This window comes from Microbacterium immunditiarum, from assembly GCF_013409785.1.
In the GTDB taxonomy this organism is placed as follows: Bacteria; Actinomycetota; Actinomycetes; order Actinomycetales; family Microbacteriaceae; genus Microbacterium; species Microbacterium immunditiarum.
The window spans coordinates 1,989,262-2,008,388 of record NZ_JACCBV010000001.1; the positions used below are offsets into that span (position 1 = coordinate 1,989,262).

Genomic DNA, 19,127 nt, shown 5'->3' on the forward strand with positions numbered 1-19,127 from the left:
CGAATGACCTCAGCCGACCCGGACCGCAGCCCCGCTCAGGCGCAGAGCTTCCCGCAGCGGGGCAGCTATGCGGAGTCACTGCGCATTCTGCGCGTGCTGCGCAGCGAGACGGTCGGCGGGGCGCTGCTGGTGATCACGGCGGCGATCGGCATCGCGTGGGCGAACTCGCCGTGGGCGGAGTGGTACTTCTGGCTGCGCGACCTCGAGATCGGGTACGAGCCGTGGCACCTGCAGCTGACCGTGGGGCAGTGGGCGTCCGACGGACTGCTCGCGATCTTCTTCTTCCTCGTGGGGCTCGAGCTCAAGCGCGAGTTCGTCGCCGGCGACCTGCGGCGCATCGGCACGGCGATCGTCCCCGTGCTCGCCGCCGCGGGCGGGGTCGCCGTCCCCGCGCTGTTCTACGTGCTCGTCACCTTCCACGATCCCGAGCTGCTGCGCGGCTGGGCGATCCCGACAGCGACCGACATCGCGTTCGCGGTGGCCGTGCTCGCGATCATCGGCTCGCACCTGCCCAGCCCACTGCGGATCTTCCTGCTCACGCTCGCGGTCGTCGACGACCTCATCGCGATCGCGATCATCGCGATCTTCTATACAGAGTCGATCGAGATCGTCCCGTTGCTCCTCGGGCTCCTCACGATCGCCGTGTACGGCATCATCGCGCAGCGGTACCGGCAGTTCTTCCACCTCAACCCAGCCGCAGCGTGGCTCATCCTGCTGCCGATCGGCGTCGTCGCGTGGGCCTTCGTGCACGCGTCGGGCATCCACGCCACGATCGCGGGTGTGCTCCTCGGCTTCACGATCCCGGTGCGGCACCGACGACGTGACGGGGTGCCCGTCGAGGAGCCCGGTCTCGCCGAGGTGTTCGAGCACCGCTTCCGCCCGCTGTCGGCGGGGTTCGCCGTGCCCGTATTCGCGTTCTTCTCCGCCGGCGTCGCGATCGGCGGGGCGGAGGGCCTCACGGCCGCGCTCGCCGATCCTGTGCTCATCGGGGTCATGATCGGCCTCATCGTCGGCAAGCCCATCGGGATCGTCGTCACGACGTGGATCGCGACGCGGGCGCGACACGCGCGCCTCGACCCCGCCGTCACGTGGATAGACCTCTTCGGCGTCGGCCTGCTCGCCGGCATCGGGTTCACGGTCTCGCTCCTGGTGACCGAATTGAGCTTCGACGAGACCGACGCCCACCACGACCATGCGAAGGTCGGGATCCTCCTCGCATCCATCGTCGCCGCCGCGCTCGCATCCGTCGTTCTCGGAGCACGCAACCGCCGATACCGCAGAATCGAAGAGGAGGAGTCGGTCGACCAAGACGGCGACGGCATCCCCGACGTCTATCCGACGCCATGACGGATGCCGCGTCCACCCGGCTCCGCACCGCACCGACAGCCAGGGAGCACCCGATGGCCGACACCGACACCGACCCGCTGCGCGAGGCCGCCGACGTCATGCGCACGGTGCGCGACCGCTGCGTGTGGACGCAGCAGATCGACCATCGCGACCTCGTGCCGTACCTCGTGGAGGAGAGCGCCGAGCTCATCGACGCCGTCGAGACGGGCTCGCGCGACGAGCTGCGAGAGGAACTCGGCGACCTGCTGTGGCAGGTGCTGTTCCACGCCGAGATCGCCTCACGCGACCCGGACGATCCGTTCGACATCGACGACGTCGCACGATCGCTCACCGAGAAGATGGTGCGGCGGCATCCGCACGTCTTCGGCGACGCCGTGGCGAACACGCCCGAAGAGGTGCTCGTGCATTGGAACGCGGCGAAGGCGCTCGAGAAGCACGAGCGGCGGTCGGTGCTCGACGGGGTGAGCGAGCGGATGCCGAGCCTCGCGCTCGCGCAGAAGCTGCTGGGCCGCGCCGCGCAAGTGGGCGTCTCCTCCCGGTCGACGAGCGAGCGAGACGAGACGACACGCGGGGAGCCTTCCTCCGAAGCCGAGCTCGGCGACGCCCTCCTCGCGCTCGTCGCGATCGCGCGCGAGAACGGGTGGGATGCGGAGCGCGCGCTGCGCGAGCGCGTGCGGCGACTTCAGGGCGAGGTGCGGGCGGCCGAGGCATCCGTGTCCGATCTGGAAAACTAGGCGGGTGGCATCCGTCAATCCGCCGCGCGGCATGCGCGACTTCCTCCCCGCCGAGAAGGCCCGCCGCGAGCGCGTGCTCGCCGTCATCCGCGAGCGCTACCGCGCCCACGGGTTCGACGAGATCGAGACGCCGGTCGTCGAGGACTACGACCGCCTGCACGCGGGCATCGGCGGCGACAACGAGAAGCTCGCCTACAACGTGCTCAAGCGCGGTCTCGACGCCGATGCGATCCGGGCGGGCGCCGATGACCCTCGGGCGCTGTCCGATCTGGGGCTGCGGTACGACCTGACCGTTCCGCTCGCGCGCTTCTACGCCAGCCACCGCGCCGAGCTGCCGTCGGTGTTCCACGCGATCCAGATCGCGCCGGTGTGGCGCGCGGAGCGGCCGCAGAAGGGGCGCTACCGCCAGTTCATGCAGTGCGACATCGACGTCATCGGCGACGCCGGCCCGCGCGCCGAGGCGGAGCTCATCGTCGCGACGCTCGACACCCTCGACGCGCTGGGGCTCGAGGGCGGCTCGGTGCGCATCAACGACCGCCGCGTCCTCGAGTGGATGCTCGACACGTTCGGGTTCGCGCCCGACGAGCGCGCCGGGGTGCTCATCACGATCGACAAACTCGACAAGATCGGCGTCGACGGGGTCGTCGCCGAGCTCCGCGAGCGTGGCGCGACGCCGCCGGCCGTCGACGCGTTCGAGCGATTCCTGAAGCGTCCGCAGACGCGCGAGTTCTGGCCGTACGGCGAGCGCCAGATCCGCAAGGCGCTGCCCGAGGGCGCTCCCGACGACGTCGTCTCGCACCTCGTCGGCATCGGCGAGGCGGTCGCCGCGGCGCGCGGCGGGGGCGACATCCCGCTCGTGTTCGACGCGTTCCTCGTGCGCGGGATGGGCTACTACACCGGCACGATCTTCGAGCTCGCGCACCCGTCGGTGACGTACTCGCTCGGCGGCGGCGGCCGGTACGACGGCATGATCGGGCGCTTCCTCGGTCAGGACGTGCCCGCGGTCGGCTTCTCGATCGGCTTCGAGCGCATCGTCGACCTCGTCGAGGCGAAGGCGGATGCCGACGAGCGCGCGATCGTGCTCGTGCACGACCGCGATGTGCCCCTCGCGGAGCTGCTCGCGCTCAAGAACGCGTTCGTCGCGGACGGTGTGCGCGTGCGCCTGGAGCAGCGCACGAAGAACCTCAAGGGGCTGCTCGACCGCGCCGCCGCGGACGGGTACACCGCGTTCGCGACGGTGGCGGCCGGAGCAGCCCTCGAAGAGCTCGAGGTCAAGCCGCTCTCGTAGGCGTCCGCAAGCCGGGTGTCAGCCCTGCGAGCCCGCCCCGAGCTGCGCGGCCCACTCGGCCACGCGCCGCGCGCTCTCCTCTTCGGAGAGGTCCTCGACGCGCGTCATGAGCGACCAGCGCACCCCGAACGGGTCTCGGATGCTCGAGAACCGGTCGCCCGATACGAAGGTCGTCGGCGCCTCGCGGATCGTCGCGCCGGCCTCGGCCGCGCGCTCCGTGAGCGCGTCGACGTCGGGGCAGTAGAGCCCGATCGAGTAGCAGTCGTCCTCGCCCGCGGGCGGCGGGACCAGGTGGTAGTCCGCGACCGGTTCGCCGAGCTGCAGGTGACCGTGGCCGAAGTCGAGCTGCGCGTGGTACACGACGCCGTCCGTCTCGGTCACGTCGACGACCCGCGCGCCGAAGACGTCGCGGTAGAACGCGATCGCCTCCTTCGCGCGGGGGATCGCGAGGAACGGGGTCAGGCTCGTGAGTCCGTGGGGGATGCCGTTCGTGGTGTGGCGGCCGTTCGCCGCCGTCTCTGTCTTCTCCATGTCCACGACGCTACGGATGCCCCGCCGACCGGCGCTTGGAGATACGCGACACGTCCGCGCCTACCCTGAGGAGCATGGACCCGACGCGAGGAATCCTGTATCCCGCGCGGCTGCCGCAGTTCACCCGCGTGCCGCCGGGCGCCGGGGCGACGGACCTCGTCGAGTGGTTCTGGATCCCCGAGTGGGACATCGTCCCCGGACGCTCGTCGCGTCAGGAGGTGGTGGCGTATCCCGCGTCGAACCTCGTCGTCGAAGGGGGCGACGTCGGCCTCTTCGGACCCACCACGCGACGCCTCCACCGCGATCTCAGGGGTCGGGGATGGGCGGTCGGGGCGCTCCTGCGGCCGGCTGCGGTCGGGGCGCTGGCGGCGGATGCCGCGGCGCTGGTCGACGCATCCGTCTCGATCGACGCGCCCGGGCTGGTTCGCGCCGTCTCGGACGCGATGGACGACCCGGATGCCGCGGCACGCCACGCTCGCGCGGTCGAGGCGTTCTCGTCGTGGCTCGCGCGACGGGTCGGCGGTCTCAGCGGCGAGCAGCGCCTCGCGAACGACATGGCGGCTCTGCTCATGACGGATCCCGAGATCGTCCGCGTCGAGGACGCCGCCGCGCGGCTCGCGGTCTCGGCGCGCACGCTGCAGCGGCTCGCACGACGCCACGTCGGGGTCACGCCGTCGGCGATGATCCGCCGGCGCCGGCTGCAGGAGGCTGCACAGCGCGTGAGAGACGACCCGGATGCCGATCTCGCGGCGATCGCGGCGGAGCTCGGCTACGCCGACCACGCACACCTGACCAACGACTTCCGGACCGTGCTCGCGTTCACACCGAGCTCGTATCGACACGCGACGACCCTCTCGTGAACGCGCGGCGGTACTGCTAGCGTGCCGAGCACTCCGCACCTTTGCCGACGCAGCCGAAGGGAGCCCCCGTGACCGACGCAGCAACGAACACACCCACAGGACCCGGTTCGACGAAACCCCGCGAGGAGTGGACCGGACAGGTCGGATTCATCCTCGCCGCCATCGGCTCGGCCGTCGGGCTGGGCAACATCTGGCGATTCCCGGGTGTGGCGTACGAGAACGGCGGGGGTGCGTTCCTCATCCCTTACCTCGTCGCGCTCATCACCGCGGGCATCCCGATCCTGTTCCTCGATTACGCGATCGGGCACCGTTTCCGCGGCGCCGCCCCGACCGCGTTCCGCCGGCTCGGCGGGCCGCGCGGGCGGTGGCTCGAGACCCTCGGCTGGTTCCAGGTCGCGATCGCGTTCGTCATCGCGATCTACTACGCGGTCGTCATCGCGTGGGCGATGAGCTTCTTCGTCTTCTCGTTCGACCTGCGGTGGGGCGACGACCCGGCAGGGTTCCTGCTCGGTGACTACCTGCATGTCGGCGACCCTGGATTCAGCCTCGAGTTCGTGCCGGGCGTGCTCATCCCGCTCGCGATCGTCTGGGTGGCGACGATCGTGGTCCTCGCCGCCGGCGTCGCGAAGGGCCTGCAGCGCGCGAACGTCATCGCGCTGCCGGTGCTGCTGATCGCGTTCCTCGTGCTCGTGATCCGCGCGCTGTTCCTGGACGGCGCGGCCGAAGGACTCAACGCGCTCTTCACGCCGAATTGGGCGGCCCTCGGCGACCCCAACGTGTGGATCGCCGCGTACAGCCAGATCTTCTTCTCGCTGTCGATCGCGTTCGGCATCATGATCACGTACGCGTCGTACCGCCGGCGACGCGCGAATCTCACGTCGCCGGGCCTCGTGGTCGCGTTCGCGAACTCGTCGTTCGAGATCCTCGCCGGCATCGGCGTGTTCGCGACGCTCGGGTTCTTCGCGTTCGAGCAGGGCATCGCCGTCGGCGACCTCGAAGGTCTCACGGGCGTGAGCCTGTCCTTCATCACGTTCCCCGCGATCGTCGCGCAGATGCCGGCCGGGCCGATCTTCGGAGCCCTGTTCTTCGGCTCGCTCACCCTCGCGGGCTTCACCTCGCTCATCTCGGTGCTGCAGGTCGTGTCGGCCGGCATCCAGGAGAAGCTCGGGCTCACGCCCCGCACGGCGGCGATCGGCCTCGGCGCGCTGTGTGCGCTGCTGTCGATCGTCCTGTTCTCGACCACGACGGGCCTGCTCGCGCTCGACGTGACCGACCAGTGGGCGAACAACATCGGCATCGTGGCATCCGCCGTCCTGATGTCGATCCTCGTGATCTGGGTCTTCCGGCGCGGACCCGAGCTGCGTCAGCACCTCAACGCCGTGTCGACCTTCAAGGTCGGTCGCATCTGGGTGCTGCTCGTCGGGCTCGTCGCGCCCGTCGTGCTCGGCTACATGCTCATCTCGCGGATCATCACGCTCATCGTCGAGGGGTACGGCGGCATGCCGGGCTGGTACCTCGGCATCTTCGGATGGGGCACCGTCGCCCTCATCGTGATCATCGCGATCGTGGCGTGGCTCATCCCGTGGCGTGAGTCGCCCGATGAGTTCGCGGCATGGCCGGCGGTTCCCGAGGCATCCGCCGAAACCCGTTCGGAGGTGACACGATGACCGGTCTTTCGTTCATCTTCCTGATCCTCGCGATCGTCCTGGTGTGGGGAGGACTCGTCGCCAGCGCGATCTTCCTCGCACGGCGTCCCGAGGTCGGGTCGTACCCGTCGGGCGGGACCGACGACCACCGCGAGGACGCGGGGATCATCGAGCACGACACGTGAGTCACGCGGGCCCGCCCGTGACGTCTTGACGGGCCGGATGCCCCTGGCAAGGCTGGCCGTGTGACCCAGCACCCCACGCCCGAGACCTGGCGTCGCGTCGACGCCTACTTCAGCGAGACGCTCGTCGGCCACGACGAGGCCCTCGAGGCCGCCGTCGCCGATCAGGAGGCCGCCGGACTCCCTCCGATCGAAGTCGCCCCGGTCAACGGCAAGCTCCTGCATCTGCTCGCGCGCATGAGCGGAGCACGCCGCGTGCTCGAGATCGGCACGCTCGGCGGCTACTCGACGATCTGGCTCGCCCGCGCGGTGCCCGACGACGGGCGCGTCGTGACGATCGAGGCCGAGCCGCGCATCGCCGAGCTCGCCCGCAGGAACTTCGAACGCGCCGGCGTCGCTCACAAGGTCGAGGTGCGCGTCGGGCGAGGCGAGCACGTGCTGCCGACGCTCACGGGCGAGGAGCCGTTCGACTTCGTGTTCATCGACGCCGACAAGGAGTCCAACACGCTCTACCTCGACTGGGCGGCGCGCCTCGGGCATCCGGGCACGGTCGTCGTCGTCGACAACGTCGGACGCGGGGGAGAGGTCGCCAATCCCGCGACGACCGTCTCGAACGTCATCGGCACGCAACGGGGGCTCGAGATGCTCGCGCGCGATCCGCGCTTCGACGCGACGGCGCTGCAGACGCTCGACGCGAAGGGCTGGGACGGCGTCGCGATCGCGATCGTCACGGCCGTAGGCGGCACATGACGGATGCCCCTGGCCGACGCGGCGCGGTCACTAGACTCGGGGGCGGACCGACGGCGCTCCGCAGAACCACCCTCCACGAACCAAGGAGTCCCCTGTGGCACTTATCGAGGCAGTCAACGCGCGCGAGATCCTGGACTCGCGCGGCAACCCGACCGTCGAGGTGGAGGTGCTCCTCGACGACGGCATCGTGCAGCGCGCCGCCGTGCCCTCGGGCGCGTCGACGGGTGCGTTCGAGGCGTACGAGCTGCGTGACGGCGACAAGGGCCGCTACGGCGGCAAGGGCGTCCTGAAGGCGGTCGCCGCCGTCGTCGAGGAGCTCGGCCCCGCCGTCGAGGGGGTCGAGGCGAGCGAGCAGCGCATCGTCGACGAGATCCTCATCGAGGCGGACGGCACCGAGAACAAGTCGCGCGCGGGCGCGAACGCGATCCTCGGGGTCTCGCTCGCGGTGGCGAAGGCGGCCGCCGACAGCGCCGACCTGCCGCTGTTCCGCTACCTGGGCGGCCCCAACGCGCACGTGCTCCCCGTGCCGCTGTTCAACGTCATCAACGGCGGCGAGCACGCCGACAACGGCATCGACTTCCAAGAGTTCTTCCTGGCGCCGATCGGCGCGGAGACATACGCCGAGTCGCTGCGCTGGGGCACCGAGGTGTACCACGTCCTCAAGGGCGAGCTGAAGGCCGCGGGCTTCGCGACCGGCCTCGGCGACGAGGGAGGGTTCGCCCCCGATCTTCCGAGCAACCGCGAAGGTCTCGACTTCCTCATCCAGTCGATCGAGAAGGCCGGCTTCACCCCCGGTACCGACATCGCAGTCGGGCTCGACGTGGCCGCGACCGAGTTCTTCGACAACGGCGTCTACACGGTCGAGGGCAAGCCGTGGTCGGCCGAGCAGCTCACCGACTACTTCGCCGACCTCGTCGACAACTACCCGATCGTCACGATCGAGGATGCCCTCGCCGAGGACGACTGGGACGCGTGGAAGGCCCTCACCGACAAGATCGGCTCGAAGGTGCAACTCGTCGGCGACGACCTGTTCGTCACCAACCCGACACGCCTGCAGAAGGGCATCGACCTCGGCGTCGGGAACGCGCTCCTCGTCAAGGTGAACCAGATCGGCACGCTCTCCGAGACTCTCGACGCGATCGCGCTCGCGACCCAGAACGGCTACCGCTCGATGCTGTCGCACCGCTCGGGGGAGACGGAGGACACCACGATCGCCGACCTCTCGGTCGCGGTGAACTGCGGCCAGATCAAGACCGGCGCGCCCGCCCGCAGCGAGCGCGTCGCGAAGTACAACCAGCTTCTGCGCATCGAGGAGGAGCTGGGCGACGCCGCCGTGTTCGCGGGTCGCTCGGCCTTCCCGCGCTTCAAGGGCTGAGGGCAGCCGAAGAGGGGACCTGCGGGCGACACCACCGCCCGCAGGCCCTCTTCCGTGCCACGCACGACCGTCGCGCCGCACATCCGGCTCGCGACACTCGGCGAGCGGGCGGGGGAGCCGGAGCGCACTCGCCGTACGATCGAGGACAGCCTCGCGTGGATCGCGGAACGTGTCGTAGGGGGGATCGTCCACTGTGAAGACGACCTCCCCATCCCGCTCCACCGGCACGCGCCGTGTGCCCCGCAAGCCCGTCGATGTGCGGGCGTGGCTCGGCGGCATCCGGTTCTCGGGATTCATGGCGATCATGCTCGGTCTCGTCGTGCTGGCGGCATTCGTGCTCGTGCCGACCGTGGGCACCTACGTCGACCAGCGGCAGCAGATCGCCGCGCTGCAGCAGGCGGTGCAGGCGACCGAAGAGGAGGTCGCGGCGCTCGAGGCGCAGCGCGACCGCTTCGACGACCCGGCATACATCACCGCACAGGCCCGTGAGCGGCTGTACTACGTGCGCCCGGGAGAGGTCGTGTACCTCGTCGACAACGACCTCCCCGAAGAGCGCCTGCCCCGCGAGCAGGAGCCCGTGAGCGACGACGTCGAGGTCACGCGCGCCGACTGGATGTCGCAGTTCGTGCGGACGCTCACCGAAGCGGGCATCGCGCAGACGGTCGCCCCGATCACGATCGGCGTGCCCGACGAGCCGGACCCCGACGAGACGGATGCCCCGCCCGCGCCCTGACCGCGGCGCATCCGCCGGTGCGGGCCACGGTCCACGCCAGCGTCCGCTCAGCACGGAACGGGTAGCCTGGGCGCCGTGACCACGCCGCCGTTCCCGCCCGTCTCCGAGGCCGACCTCGACGTGCTGCGCGAGCAGCTCGGCCGGCCCGCGCGCGGCGTCGTGGGCGTCGCCGCGCGGTGCGTGTGCGGCAATCCGACCGTGGTCGCGACCGCGCCGCGCCTGCCCGACGGCACGCCGTTCCCGACGTTCTATTACCTCACGCACCCGGCGGCCACGGCGGCGATGTCCGCGCTCGAGGCGGACCACGCCATGCGCGAGCTGAACGACCAGCTCGCCGAGGATGAGGACCTGCGCGCCCGCTACCGGTACGCGCACGAGGCGTACCTGCGCGATCGCGCCCACTACGGCGAGGTGCCCGAGATCGAGGGCATCTCGGCCGGAGGCATGCCCGCCCGTGTCAAGTGCCTTCATGCGGTCGCCGGCCACGCGCTCGCGGCCGGTCCGGGGGTGAACCCCATCGGCGACCGCGCGCTCGAGCTCGCGGCGTGGTCACCCGAGCGCTGCGTGTGCGCGACGCCCGGTCCGAACCTCGGCAGGGTCGCATGAGGCGCTCGAAGCGCCTCGCGGCGCACGCGGCGGCTGCGGTCGTCGCGGTCTCGGTGCTGATCGCGCCATCGGGGGCGGCCGCGGCATCGACGGATGCCGCGGCGCCCGTCACCGGTTCCGCCGCGGCTCTTCGCGCAGCCTCCGCACCGACGACCCCCGAGGCGGATGCCGAGGACCCCGTCCGCGCCGCGGAGTACTGGCTCGACGCGTACGGCATCCGCCGTGCGTGGGAGACGACGCGCGGGGCGGGCGTGCGCATCGCGATCATCGACACGGGGATCGGACGCGGTCCGGTCGAGTTCCAGGGAGCGGTCGTCGGCGGCACGGATGTCTCGGGCGTCGGCACCGACGACGGGCGCACGCCCATCGGCGCCGTCGACGCGAGCCACGGCAGCTGGGTCGCCTCCCTCGCGGCGGGGAGGGGGACCGGTCCCGACACGGGCATGATCGGCGTCGCGCCCGAGGCGGAGCTGCTGTCGATCTCGGTCGGGTTCGGGGCATCCGCGCCTGTCCCGTTCTCGCAGCAGATCGCCGAGGCCATCGTGTGGGCCGTCGACAACGGCGCCGACATCATCAACCTCTCCCTCACGACGAACACGCCCGACTGGGACCGCAGCTGGGACGACGCGTTCCTCTACGCGTTCGAGAACGACGTCGTGGTCATCGTCGCGGCGGGGAACCGCGGCAGCGGGACGACGCGCGTCGGCGCGCCGGCGACCATCCCCGGCGTGCTGACGGTCGGCGGCGTCGATCCGGCCGGTCGCGCCAGCGTCAACGCGTCGACGCAGGGCATCACGATCGGCGTCTCCGCGCCGAGCGAGGAGCTGCTGGGGGTATCGTCCGACGGGCGGCTGGTCCAGTGGGACGGCACCAGCGGCGCGGCCCCGATCGTCGCCGGCATCGCGGCGCTGGTGCGGGCGGCGCATCCGGATCTCGACGCCGCGAACGTCATCAACCGCCTGATCCGCACCGCCCGGCCGCCGGCGCCCGGGCGAGACCTGCCCGACCCGCTGTACGGCTACGGGCTCGTCGACGCCGCGGCGGCCGTGTCGGCCGGGGTGGCACGCGTGTCGGAGAACCCGATGGGCAGCCTCGAGGAGTGGATCCGCCTGTACCGCCGGGCCGAGGCGACGCCCGCCCCCACGCCCACCGAGGCGGTCGTCACGGTGCCGCCGCTGCCGTCGGCGGACGAGGTGCCGCCCGAGACGAGTCCGCTGGTGCCGACGTCCGATACGCTCCTCTACGGCACCCTGCCGCTGCTGGGTGTGACTGCCGCGGGTATACTTGTTTCGCTCGGCGTCACCGCAGCTGTCCGACGCATCCGTAAGGCGTCCAGCACGCCACGCCGCTGACTCAGGAGGAGTTCTCCCCACCGTGACGAACACCGTGCCCAAGATCCTCATCGTCGGTGGCGGCTACGCAGGCTTCTACACGGCCTGGAAGCTCGAGAAGCATCTGCGCAAAGGCGAGGCCGAGGTCACCATCGTCGACCCGCTGCCCTACATGACGTACCAGCCGTTCCTTCCCGAGGTCGCGGCCGGCTCCATCGAGGCGCGTCACTCGGTCGTCGCGCTCCGCCGCCACCTCAAGCGCACGAACGTGCTCGCCGCGAAGGTCACCGGCATCGAGCACGCCCGCAAGGTCGCGACGATCACCCCGATCGAGGGCGACCCGTTCGAGTTCGAGTACGAGCACATCGTCGTGACCGCGGGCGCCGTGTCGCGCACGTTCCCGATCCCGGGCATCGCCGACAACGCGATCGGCCTCAAGACGATAGAAGAGGCCGTCGCCATCCGCGACCGCCTCATGTCGAACTTCGACAAGGCGTCGGTGCTGCCTCCCGGTCCCGCGCGCGACCGTCTGCTCACGACGGTCGTCATCGGCGGCGGCTTCGCGGGCATCGAGGTGTTCGCCGAGCTGCGATCGCTCGCGTCGGCGCTCGTCTCGAGCTATCCCCAGCTCTCGTTCGAAGACACGCACTTCCACCTCGTCGAGGCGATGGGCCGCATCATGCCCGAGGTCTCGCTCAAGACGAGCGAGTGGGTGCTGAAAGACCTCGCCAAGCGAGGTGCCAGCGTGCACCTCGACACGCAGGTCACCGGTGCGGTCGACGGCAACGTCGAGCTGTCGACCGGCGAGATCATCCCGTCCGATCTGATCATCTGGACGGCGGGCGTCATGGCGAATCCCACCGTCGTGCGCGGCAGCGACCTCCTGGTCGAGGAGCGCGGGCGCATCCTCACGCGCGCCGACCTGCGCGTCGGCACCGACGAAGAGGTCGTCCAGGGCGCGTGGGCGGCCGGCGACGTCTCGGCCGTACCCGACCTCTCGGGCGGCGGCGTCGGTGGCTACTGCGTGCCGAACGCCCAGCACGCCGTGCGCCAGGCGAAGCTCCTCGCGAAGAACCTCACCGCGGTGCTCCGCGGCGAGCTTCCGCGCGAGTACTACCACAAGAACCTCGGCGCGGTCGCGGGCCTCGGCCTGTACAACGGCGTGTTCCAGTCCGGCAACCTCGCGCTCAAGGGCTTCGTCGCGTGGGTCGCCCACCGCGGCTACCACGGCATGGCGATGCCTTCGTGGGAGCGCAAGTGGCGCGTGCTGTGGGGCTGGTGGAACAACCTGTGGCTCGGCCGCGACCTCGTGAACCTCTCCACGGTGCAGAACCCGCGTTACGTGTTCGAGGAGTTCGCGGCGCGTCCTCGCCCGCAGGTCGTCGCGAACCCGGTCGACGACAAGGGTGCGAAGAAGCCGGCGAAGAGCGTGAAGGTCGCCGCGTCGCGCTGAGCACTAGGGTGGGCACGTCGCCGTGATTCGGCGCGCCCCCGTAGCCCAACCGGCAGAGGCAAGCGGCTTAAACCCGCTCCAGTCTGGGTTCGAATCCCAGCGGGGGTACGTTCGACGCTCCGCGGAGGAGACGACGATGGTGCGGCGATCTCCGATATCGACGAGCGGCTTCTGCGCCGCTGCGTCGACCTTGCGACGCAGGCGCTCGAGAACGGAGACGATCCGTTCGGGTCCGTTCTCGCCGATGCGGGAGGTGCACGGCCGCGCGCTCATGCGACGGGGCCGCTGAGCGAGTCCCGGCACCGACCGCTGCGGCACGGCCCCCGTCAGAGCCCGAGACGTCGGCCACCACGCGCGACGGGCGGCGTCACCTCCACGCGCGCGGCTCCGTACAGAGCCTGATCCACGAGCTTCGGTACGAGCGCCTCGTCGAAGGGCACCTTGAGCACGAGCAGCCGGTGGTAGCACGCGCCCCACAGCTGGTCGACGATCACCTCGAGATCGGCGTCTTCGCGGAGCTGACCCTGCTGCTGAGCCTTCCGCAGGCGGACACGGGCCAGCTCGCGACGCGGTCTGGCGTACTGCTCGGCCCAGGCGCGTGCGACGTCGGGGTCGATCTGCGCCGCTCCGACGAGCTCTGACACCGGTGTGGCCGCGCCCTCGACGGTCATCCACCGCACGAACGCGGTGAGCTGCGAGATGAGGTCGGCGCGGATGTCGCCCGTGTCGGGGAAGGTCAGCACCGGGGCGCTCTCTGTGAAGTACGCCTCGGCGGCCAGGGCGCCGGGGGAGGGCCACCACTTGTAGAGCGTGACCTTGCTCGCGCCCGACTCGCGCGCGACGCGGTCGAATGTCACCGCCCGCAGCCCTTCGTGCAGGAGCAGTTGGCCGGTCGCGGCCAGCACCTCGGCGCGGACTTCCGCGGCGGGCCGGCGGCCCCGACCTCGTCGCGGAGGGGGCGTGCGCTCTTCGGTCATCGATGCTCCTCGCGTTTCGGCGGTGTAATGTGTACAGCTTGTACATTTCTACCTCTCGCAGTAATGTACTTCCTGTTCACATGTTACGCGAGGAGAACACCTGTGACCGACACCATCGACCGTGTCGCGATCGTGACCGGCGGCTCCGGCGGGATCGGCCGTGCGTCCGCGCTGCGGCTCGCCGCCGGCGGAGTCGCGGTCGTCGTGCACTTCCACGGGAACAAGGAGCGCGCGGACGACACTGTCGCCGCGATCACCGCACGGGGCGGGCGAGCCATCGCCGTCGGCGGCGACATCGCCGAAGAGCGCACCGCGACCGAGCTGTTCGACGTTGCCGAGCGCGAGTTCGGCGGCGTGGACGTGCTCGTGCACACCGCGGGCATCATGCCGCTCTCACCGATCGCGCAGCTCGATCTCGACGAGTTCGACCGCATCCACCGCATCAATGTGCGGGGAACGTTCGTCGTCGACAAGCTCGCCGCCCAGCGCCTCCGGCCGGGCGGCGCGATCATCAACTTCTCGACGTCGATCACGCGGCTGCAGGCTCCGAACTACGGCGCGTATGCCGCGTCCAAGGGCGCCGTCGAAGCGATCTCGCTCATCCTCGCGCGCGAGCTGCGCGGGCGCGACATCACCGTCAACACGGTCGCACCCGGCCCCACCGCGACCCCGCTGTTCCTCGACGGCAAGCGCCCCGAGCTCATCGAGCAGATCGCGCGCAGCAACCCGTTCGAGCGGCTCGGCACGCCCGAGGACATCGCCGAGACGGTCGCGTTCCTCGCCGGACCCGCGCGTTGGATCAACGGCCAGACCCTCTTCGTCAACGGCGGCGCCGCGTAGCGCCGCATCCTCAGCAGGGAGCACTCATGCGAACCGTCCGCACGATCGTCACGGTGGCACTCGGCCTCCTGGGCCTCGGCGTCGCCCTCGCGAGCTGCACGGGCGCGGCATCCGGCTCACCCGGCTCGGCGCAGCCGCGGATCAGCGTCCCCGCAGACCCGACGCCCCGTCCCGGGTCCATTGCGACGCTGGGCGAACCCGAAGAGCTCACGACCGGCCTCGAAGCGCCTTGGGGCCTCACGTTCCTCCCCGACGGGTCCGCGCTCGTCTCGGAGCGCATCAGCGGGCGGATCCTGCGCGTTCCCGCCGCCGGTGGCGAGGCCCAGCCGGTCGGCGTCGTCCCCGACGTGCGGGTCTCGTCCGAGGGCGGGCTGCTCGGCATCGTCGCATCGCCGGAGTTCGACGAGAACCGCACGGTCTTCGCATCCGTCTCGGGCGCCGACGAGAACCGGATCGTCGCGCTCGCGATCGCCGACGACTTCGCCTCGCTCACAGTCGATCGCGTGCTGCTCGACGGCATCCAAACCGCCGATCGGCACCACGGCGGGCGCCTCGCGATCGGCCCGGACGGCCGGCTGTGGATCGGAACGGGTGACGCCTTCGAGCCCGAGAACGCCGCGGCGGACGACTCGCTCAACGGCAAGATCCTGCGCATCGCGACCGACGGCTCCATCCCGGCGGACAACCCGGATGCCTCGCCCGTCTACTCGAGCGGCCACCGCAACGTGCAGGGCATCGCGTTCGGACCGGACGGCACCGCGTACGCGTCGGAGCTCGGCCACCGCACGTGGGACGAGGTCAACGTCCTTCACCCCGGCGAGGACTACGGATGGCCCGAGACGGAGGGCGTCGCGGGCGACACGGGCGTCCCGCCGATCGCGACGATCCATCCCGACGACGCGAGCCCGTCGGGCATGGCGTACGCCGCGGGCTCGTTGTGGATCGGAGCGCTCGGCGGTCAGCGGCTGTGGCAGCTCCCGGTCGACGGCGGGGAGGCGATCGCCGAGCCCGTCGAGCACCTCGTCGGCACCTACGGGCGCATCCGCACGGTCGAGGTCGCGCCCGACGGCGCCCTGTGGCTCATCACATCGAACACCGACCGTGCGACGTGGGGCGGCACCGACCCGCGCCCCGGCGACGATCGCATCCTACGGGTCCCGATCGAGCAGCCCGGGTCGTGACCGCGTGCGGCGGGCGTCGCGCCGCGCCGGGTGTCCGCCGCATCGAAACCGATCGTCCATCGCCGTAGGCTGGGGCAATGCGCTCGCACCCGAAGCGGCAACGATGACGCTCGACCTGCTCTCCGCACCCGTGGCGACGCAGCCGTGGCGTGATCCCGCGGTCTATTGGCGTGAGGTGACGGATGCCGTCGCCGGCGTCTCGGGCCCGGTCGCCGTCATCCACCTGGCCGCGCTCCGATTCAACGCCCTCGACATGGTCGTCCGCGCGGCGGGCGTGCCGATCCGCGTCGCGAGCAAGTCCGTGCGCGTGCGCGAGATCGTCGACGCGACGCTCGCCGTCGCGGGCTACCGCGGAATCCTCGCCTTCACGCTGCCCGAGGCGCTGTGGCTCGCCGAGACCCACGACGACGTGGTGCTGGGCTACCCGACCGTCGACCGCGCCGCGATCGCGGCCCTCGCCGCCGACGAGAACGCGGCCGCGCGCGTGACGCTCATGGTCGACGACCTGGCCCAGCTCGACCTCGCGGACGCGGTCGCGCCTCCCGCGAAGCGTCCCGAGATCCGGGTCGCGATCGAGGCGGATGCCTCGTGGCGCGCGCCCGCTCTCGGCCACATCGGCGTGCGGCGGTCGCCCCTGCACGGTCCCGCCGATGTCGCGAACCTCGCGCGCGCGATCGCCGCGCGTCCGGGCTTCCGCCTCGTGGGCCTCATGATGTACGAGGCGCAGATCGCCGGGCAGGGGGACGCCACCGGATCGGGCGACTCGGTCATCCGGTGGATGCAGCGCCGATCCGCGCAGGAGCTGCTCGAGCGCCGCGCGGCTGTCGTCGCCGCGCTGCGCGACATCGCGCCGCTCGAGTTCGTCAACGGCGGCGGCACGGGGTCGCTCGAGCTCACGGCATCCGATCAATCCGTCACCGAGGTGACCGCCGGCAGCGGCCTGCTCGCGGGCCACCTGTTCGACGGATACCGTGCGTTCGATCCGGCGCCCGCGGCGGCGTTCGCCCTCGAGGTCGTGCGCAAGCCCGCGGCCGACATCGCGACGGTGCTGGGCGGCGGCTGGATCGCGTCGGGGCCCGCGCTCGCGTCACGGCAGCCCAAGCCGGTGTGGCCCGCGGGGCTCACGACCCTGCCGCGCGAGGCGGCGGGCGAGGTGCAGACGCCGTTGCAGGGCGACGCGGCGAGAGACCTGAAGGTCGGGGACCGTGTGTGGTTCCGGCACGCGAAGAGCGGCGAGCTCGCGGAGCGCGTCGACCGATATGTCCTCGTAGACGACGGTGCGGTCGTCGGCGAGGTTCCCACCTATCGCGGAGAGGGCAAGACGTTCCTGTGACACGACTGGGCGGTGCATGGCAGAACTGGGCGCGATCGGTGTCGATCCGTCCCCAGCGCATCGAGTTCCCCCGAACGGTGGGGGCGGTGCGGCGCGCGGTGCAGTCCGCCGCCGCGCGTGGACTCCGCGTCAAGGCGGTCGGCTCGGGCCACAGCTTCACCGCAATCGCGGCCGCTCCGGGCGTGCTCCTCGACCTCACCGACCTGTCGGGGATCGTCGACGTCGACCGCGAGCGCTCGCGCGTTCGCCTGCTCGCGGGCACGCGCCTGCACCGGATCCCGTCGCTGCTCGCGCCGTACGGCCTCGCGATGCAGAACCTCGGAGACATCGACCGCCAGTCCATCTCGGGCGCCATCTCGACCGGAACGCACGGCACGGGGGCGCGCTTCGGCGGCATCGCGACGCAGATCGTGGGCGCGACCCTGGTGACCGCCGACGGCGAGCTGCTCGCGATCGACGAGGACGAGAGCGCCGACCTGCTGCCCGCCGTCGCGCTGGGGCTCGGCGCACTCGGCGTGCTCGTCGACGTGACGATCCAGTGCGTCCCCGCGTTCGTGCTCCATGCGCTCGAGCGGCCGGAGGCCCTCACGGACGTGCTCGAGTCGCTCGACGACCGGGTCGAGGCATCCGATCACTTCGAGTTCTACTGGTTCCCGCACACCGACCGAGCCATGACCAAGACCAACACACGACTGCCCGAGAGCGCGCCGCGGCATCCACTGTCGCCGGTCGGCAAATGGGTCGACGACACGCTGGTCGGGAGCGGACTGCACCAGGTGGCATGCAGTGTGGCGCGGATGCTGCCTGCCACCGTGCCTACGATCAACGGGACATCCGTGCGCGTATGGGGCGACCGCGAGTTCACCGATCTGTCGCACCGGGTCTTCGCGACGAGCCGGACCGTGCGGTTCCGCGAGATGGAGTACGCGCTGCCGGCCGAGAAGGTCCGGCCGGCGTTCGACGCGCTGCGGGCGCTCATCGACGAGCGCGGCTGGCGCATCTCGTTCCCCATCGAGGTGAGGTTCGCCGCCGCCGACAAGCTGTGGATGTCGACCGCGCACGGGCGCAAGACCGGCTACATCGCCGTGCACCGCTACTGGCGCGAGGACCCCTCGGAGTACTTCGAGGCCGTCGAGGAGATCATGGTCGCGCACGGCGGCCGCCCGCACTGGGGCAAGATGCACACGCTCGATGCCACCGCCCTCCGCGAGCGATACCCGCACTTCGGGGACTTCGTGGGGCTGCGCGACCGGCTGGATCCGAACCGGATGTTCCAGAACGCCTACCTCGAGCGCGTGCTCGGTGAATAACGCCTGGGAGTCACCGGCGTACCCCGTTCAGGCGCGGGGCACCCCGCTAGGATGACGGTGATACGAACGGAGTCACAGGTATGTGGGAATGGCTGATCCCGGTTCTCATCGTGGTCGCGCTCGTCGTCATCGTCGGAATCTACCTGTGGGCGACCTACAACTCGCTCGTGCAGCTGAACGTCAGGGTCGACGAGGCATGGAGCGACATCACGGTCCAGCTGAAGCGAAGGGCGGATCTGCTGCCGAACCTCATCGAGGCGGTCAAGGGCTACGCGGCGCATGAGAAGGCGGTGTTCGAGAACGTCACGCGAGCGCGCGCCGAGACGCTGAGCGCATCCGGCCCCGCCGAGGCGGGAGTCGCGGAAGGGCACATGCAGCAGGCGCTCAAATCGCTGTTCGCCGTGGCAGAGGCCTACCCGCAGCTGCAGGCGAGCCAGAACTTCCTCCAGCTGCAGCAGTCGATCGTCGACACCGAAGACAAGATCCAGGCATCGCGTCGGTTCTACAACGGCGGCGTGCGCGAGCTGAACACGAAGATCAAGGTCTTCCCGAACAACCTGTTCGCGCGCAACCTCGGCTTCCACGAGCGGGAGTTCTTCGAGGTGGTCGACGGCGCCGCCATCTCGGAGCCGCCGCGCGTCCAGTTCTGA

General features: G+C 70.8%; 19 protein-coding genes and 1 tRNA gene. 18 read left to right on the forward strand and 2 right to left on the reverse strand.

Annotation, left to right across the window (positions count from 1 at the left end; genetic code table 11):
- Positions 1-3 precede the first annotated feature (3 nt).
- The 3 genes from nhaA to hisS are packed head-to-tail and all read left to right on the forward strand — an operon-like array spanning position 4 to position 3,369.
- A complete protein-coding gene (gene nhaA / locus BJ991_RS09135; RefSeq protein WP_179489373.1) occupies positions 4-1,347 on the forward strand; it encodes a Na+/H+ antiporter NhaA in 1,344 nt (447 codons plus the stop codon).
- 53 nt (positions 1,348-1,400) lie between these two features.
- Positions 1,401-2,081, forward strand: a complete 681-nt coding sequence (locus tag BJ991_RS09140) for a nucleoside triphosphate pyrophosphohydrolase (RefSeq protein WP_179489375.1) — start codon at positions 1,401-1,403, stop codon at positions 2,079-2,081.
- Between the two features lie 31 nt (positions 2,082-2,112).
- Positions 2,113-3,369, forward strand: a complete 1,257-nt coding sequence (gene hisS / locus BJ991_RS09145) for a histidine--tRNA ligase (RefSeq protein WP_218853147.1) — start codon at positions 2,113-2,115, stop codon at positions 3,367-3,369.
- 18 nt (positions 3,370-3,387) lie between these two features.
- Here the strand turns inward: hisS and BJ991_RS09150 are convergent, their stop codons facing one another.
- On the reverse strand, positions 3,388-3,900 hold the full coding sequence (locus BJ991_RS09150; RefSeq protein WP_179489379.1) for a VOC family protein: 513 nt from the start codon (positions 3,898-3,900) through the stop codon (positions 3,388-3,390).
- Positions 3,901-3,974: 74 nt separating this feature from the next.
- Between BJ991_RS09150 and BJ991_RS09155 the strand changes: the two genes are divergently transcribed.
- The 10 genes from BJ991_RS09155 (at position 3,975) to BJ991_RS09200 (ending at position 12,944) form a co-directional block, all read left to right on the forward strand.
- Positions 3,975-4,760: a helix-turn-helix domain-containing protein gene (locus BJ991_RS09155; RefSeq protein WP_179489381.1), complete on the forward strand. Its 786-nt coding sequence runs from the start codon at positions 3,975-3,977 to the stop codon at positions 4,758-4,760.
- A gap of 68 nt (positions 4,761-4,828) precedes the next feature.
- A complete protein-coding gene (locus tag BJ991_RS09160; RefSeq protein WP_179489383.1) occupies positions 4,829-6,427 on the forward strand; it encodes a sodium-dependent transporter in 1,599 nt (532 codons plus the stop codon).
- Positions 6,424-6,591, forward strand: coding sequence for a methionine/alanine import family NSS transporter small subunit (locus BJ991_RS09165; protein ID WP_179489385.1), 168 nt, complete (start codon positions 6,424-6,426; stop codon positions 6,589-6,591). The genes BJ991_RS09160 and BJ991_RS09165 overlap by 4 nt, the downstream gene beginning before the upstream one ends.
- Before the next feature lie 60 nt (positions 6,592-6,651).
- A complete protein-coding gene (locus tag BJ991_RS09170; RefSeq protein WP_179489387.1) occupies positions 6,652-7,338 on the forward strand; it encodes a class I SAM-dependent methyltransferase in 687 nt (228 codons plus the stop codon).
- A 94-nt stretch (positions 7,339-7,432) separates the two neighbouring features.
- Positions 7,433-8,713, forward strand: a complete 1,281-nt coding sequence (eno, locus tag BJ991_RS09175; protein WP_179489389.1) for a phosphopyruvate hydratase — start codon at positions 7,433-7,435, stop codon at positions 8,711-8,713.
- A 193-nt stretch (positions 8,714-8,906) separates the two neighbouring features.
- Complete coding sequence (locus BJ991_RS09180; protein WP_343048697.1) at positions 8,907-9,446, forward strand: FtsB family cell division protein; 540 nt, start codon at positions 8,907-8,909, stop codon at positions 9,444-9,446.
- A gap of 75 nt (positions 9,447-9,521) precedes the next feature.
- Entirely contained in the window at positions 9,522-10,052 is a 531-nt protein-coding gene (locus BJ991_RS09185) for a DUF501 domain-containing protein (protein ID WP_179489391.1), read from the forward strand.
- Positions 10,049-11,404, forward strand: coding sequence for a S8 family peptidase (locus BJ991_RS09190; protein WP_179489393.1), 1,356 nt, complete (start codon positions 10,049-10,051; stop codon positions 11,402-11,404). The genes BJ991_RS09185 and BJ991_RS09190 overlap by 4 nt, the downstream gene beginning before the upstream one ends.
- Positions 11,405-11,438: 34 nt before the next feature.
- Positions 11,439-12,836, forward strand: coding sequence for an FAD-dependent oxidoreductase (locus tag BJ991_RS09195; protein ID WP_179492656.1), 1,398 nt, complete (start codon positions 11,439-11,441; stop codon positions 12,834-12,836).
- Between the two features lie 34 nt (positions 12,837-12,870).
- Positions 12,871-12,944: transfer RNA gene (locus BJ991_RS09200), tRNA-Leu, on the forward strand.
- 218 nt (positions 12,945-13,162) lie between these two features.
- Here the strand turns inward: BJ991_RS09200 and BJ991_RS09205 are convergent.
- Positions 13,163-13,813 (reverse strand): TetR-like C-terminal domain-containing protein, encoded by a 651-nt coding sequence (locus BJ991_RS09205; protein ID WP_179489395.1) that lies wholly within the window; start codon positions 13,811-13,813, stop codon positions 13,163-13,165.
- 102 nt (positions 13,814-13,915) lie between these two features.
- Here BJ991_RS09205 and BJ991_RS09210 point away from each other — a divergent pair, with 102 nt between their 5' ends.
- From BJ991_RS09210 to BJ991_RS09230, 5 genes are all read left to right on the forward strand, one after another.
- On the forward strand, positions 13,916-14,653 hold the full coding sequence (locus BJ991_RS09210; RefSeq protein WP_179489397.1) for an SDR family oxidoreductase: 738 nt from the start codon (positions 13,916-13,918) through the stop codon (positions 14,651-14,653).
- Positions 14,654-14,679: 26 nt separating this feature from the next.
- On the forward strand, positions 14,680-15,834 hold the full coding sequence (locus BJ991_RS09215; protein WP_179489399.1) for a PQQ-dependent sugar dehydrogenase: 1,155 nt from the start codon (positions 14,680-14,682) through the stop codon (positions 15,832-15,834).
- Positions 15,835-15,937: 103 nt separating this feature from the next.
- Positions 15,938-17,167, forward strand: a complete 1,230-nt coding sequence (locus BJ991_RS09220; protein WP_179489401.1) for an alanine racemase — start codon at positions 15,938-15,940, stop codon at positions 17,165-17,167.
- Complete coding sequence (locus BJ991_RS09225; RefSeq protein ID WP_179489403.1) at positions 17,164-18,477, forward strand: D-arabinono-1,4-lactone oxidase; 1,314 nt, start codon at positions 17,164-17,166, stop codon at positions 18,475-18,477. Before BJ991_RS09220 ends, BJ991_RS09225 begins: the two co-directional genes overlap by 4 nt.
- Before the next feature lie 80 nt (positions 18,478-18,557).
- Positions 18,558-19,127: a LemA family protein gene (locus tag BJ991_RS09230; protein ID WP_179489405.1), complete on the forward strand. Its 570-nt coding sequence runs from the start codon at positions 18,558-18,560 to the stop codon at positions 19,125-19,127.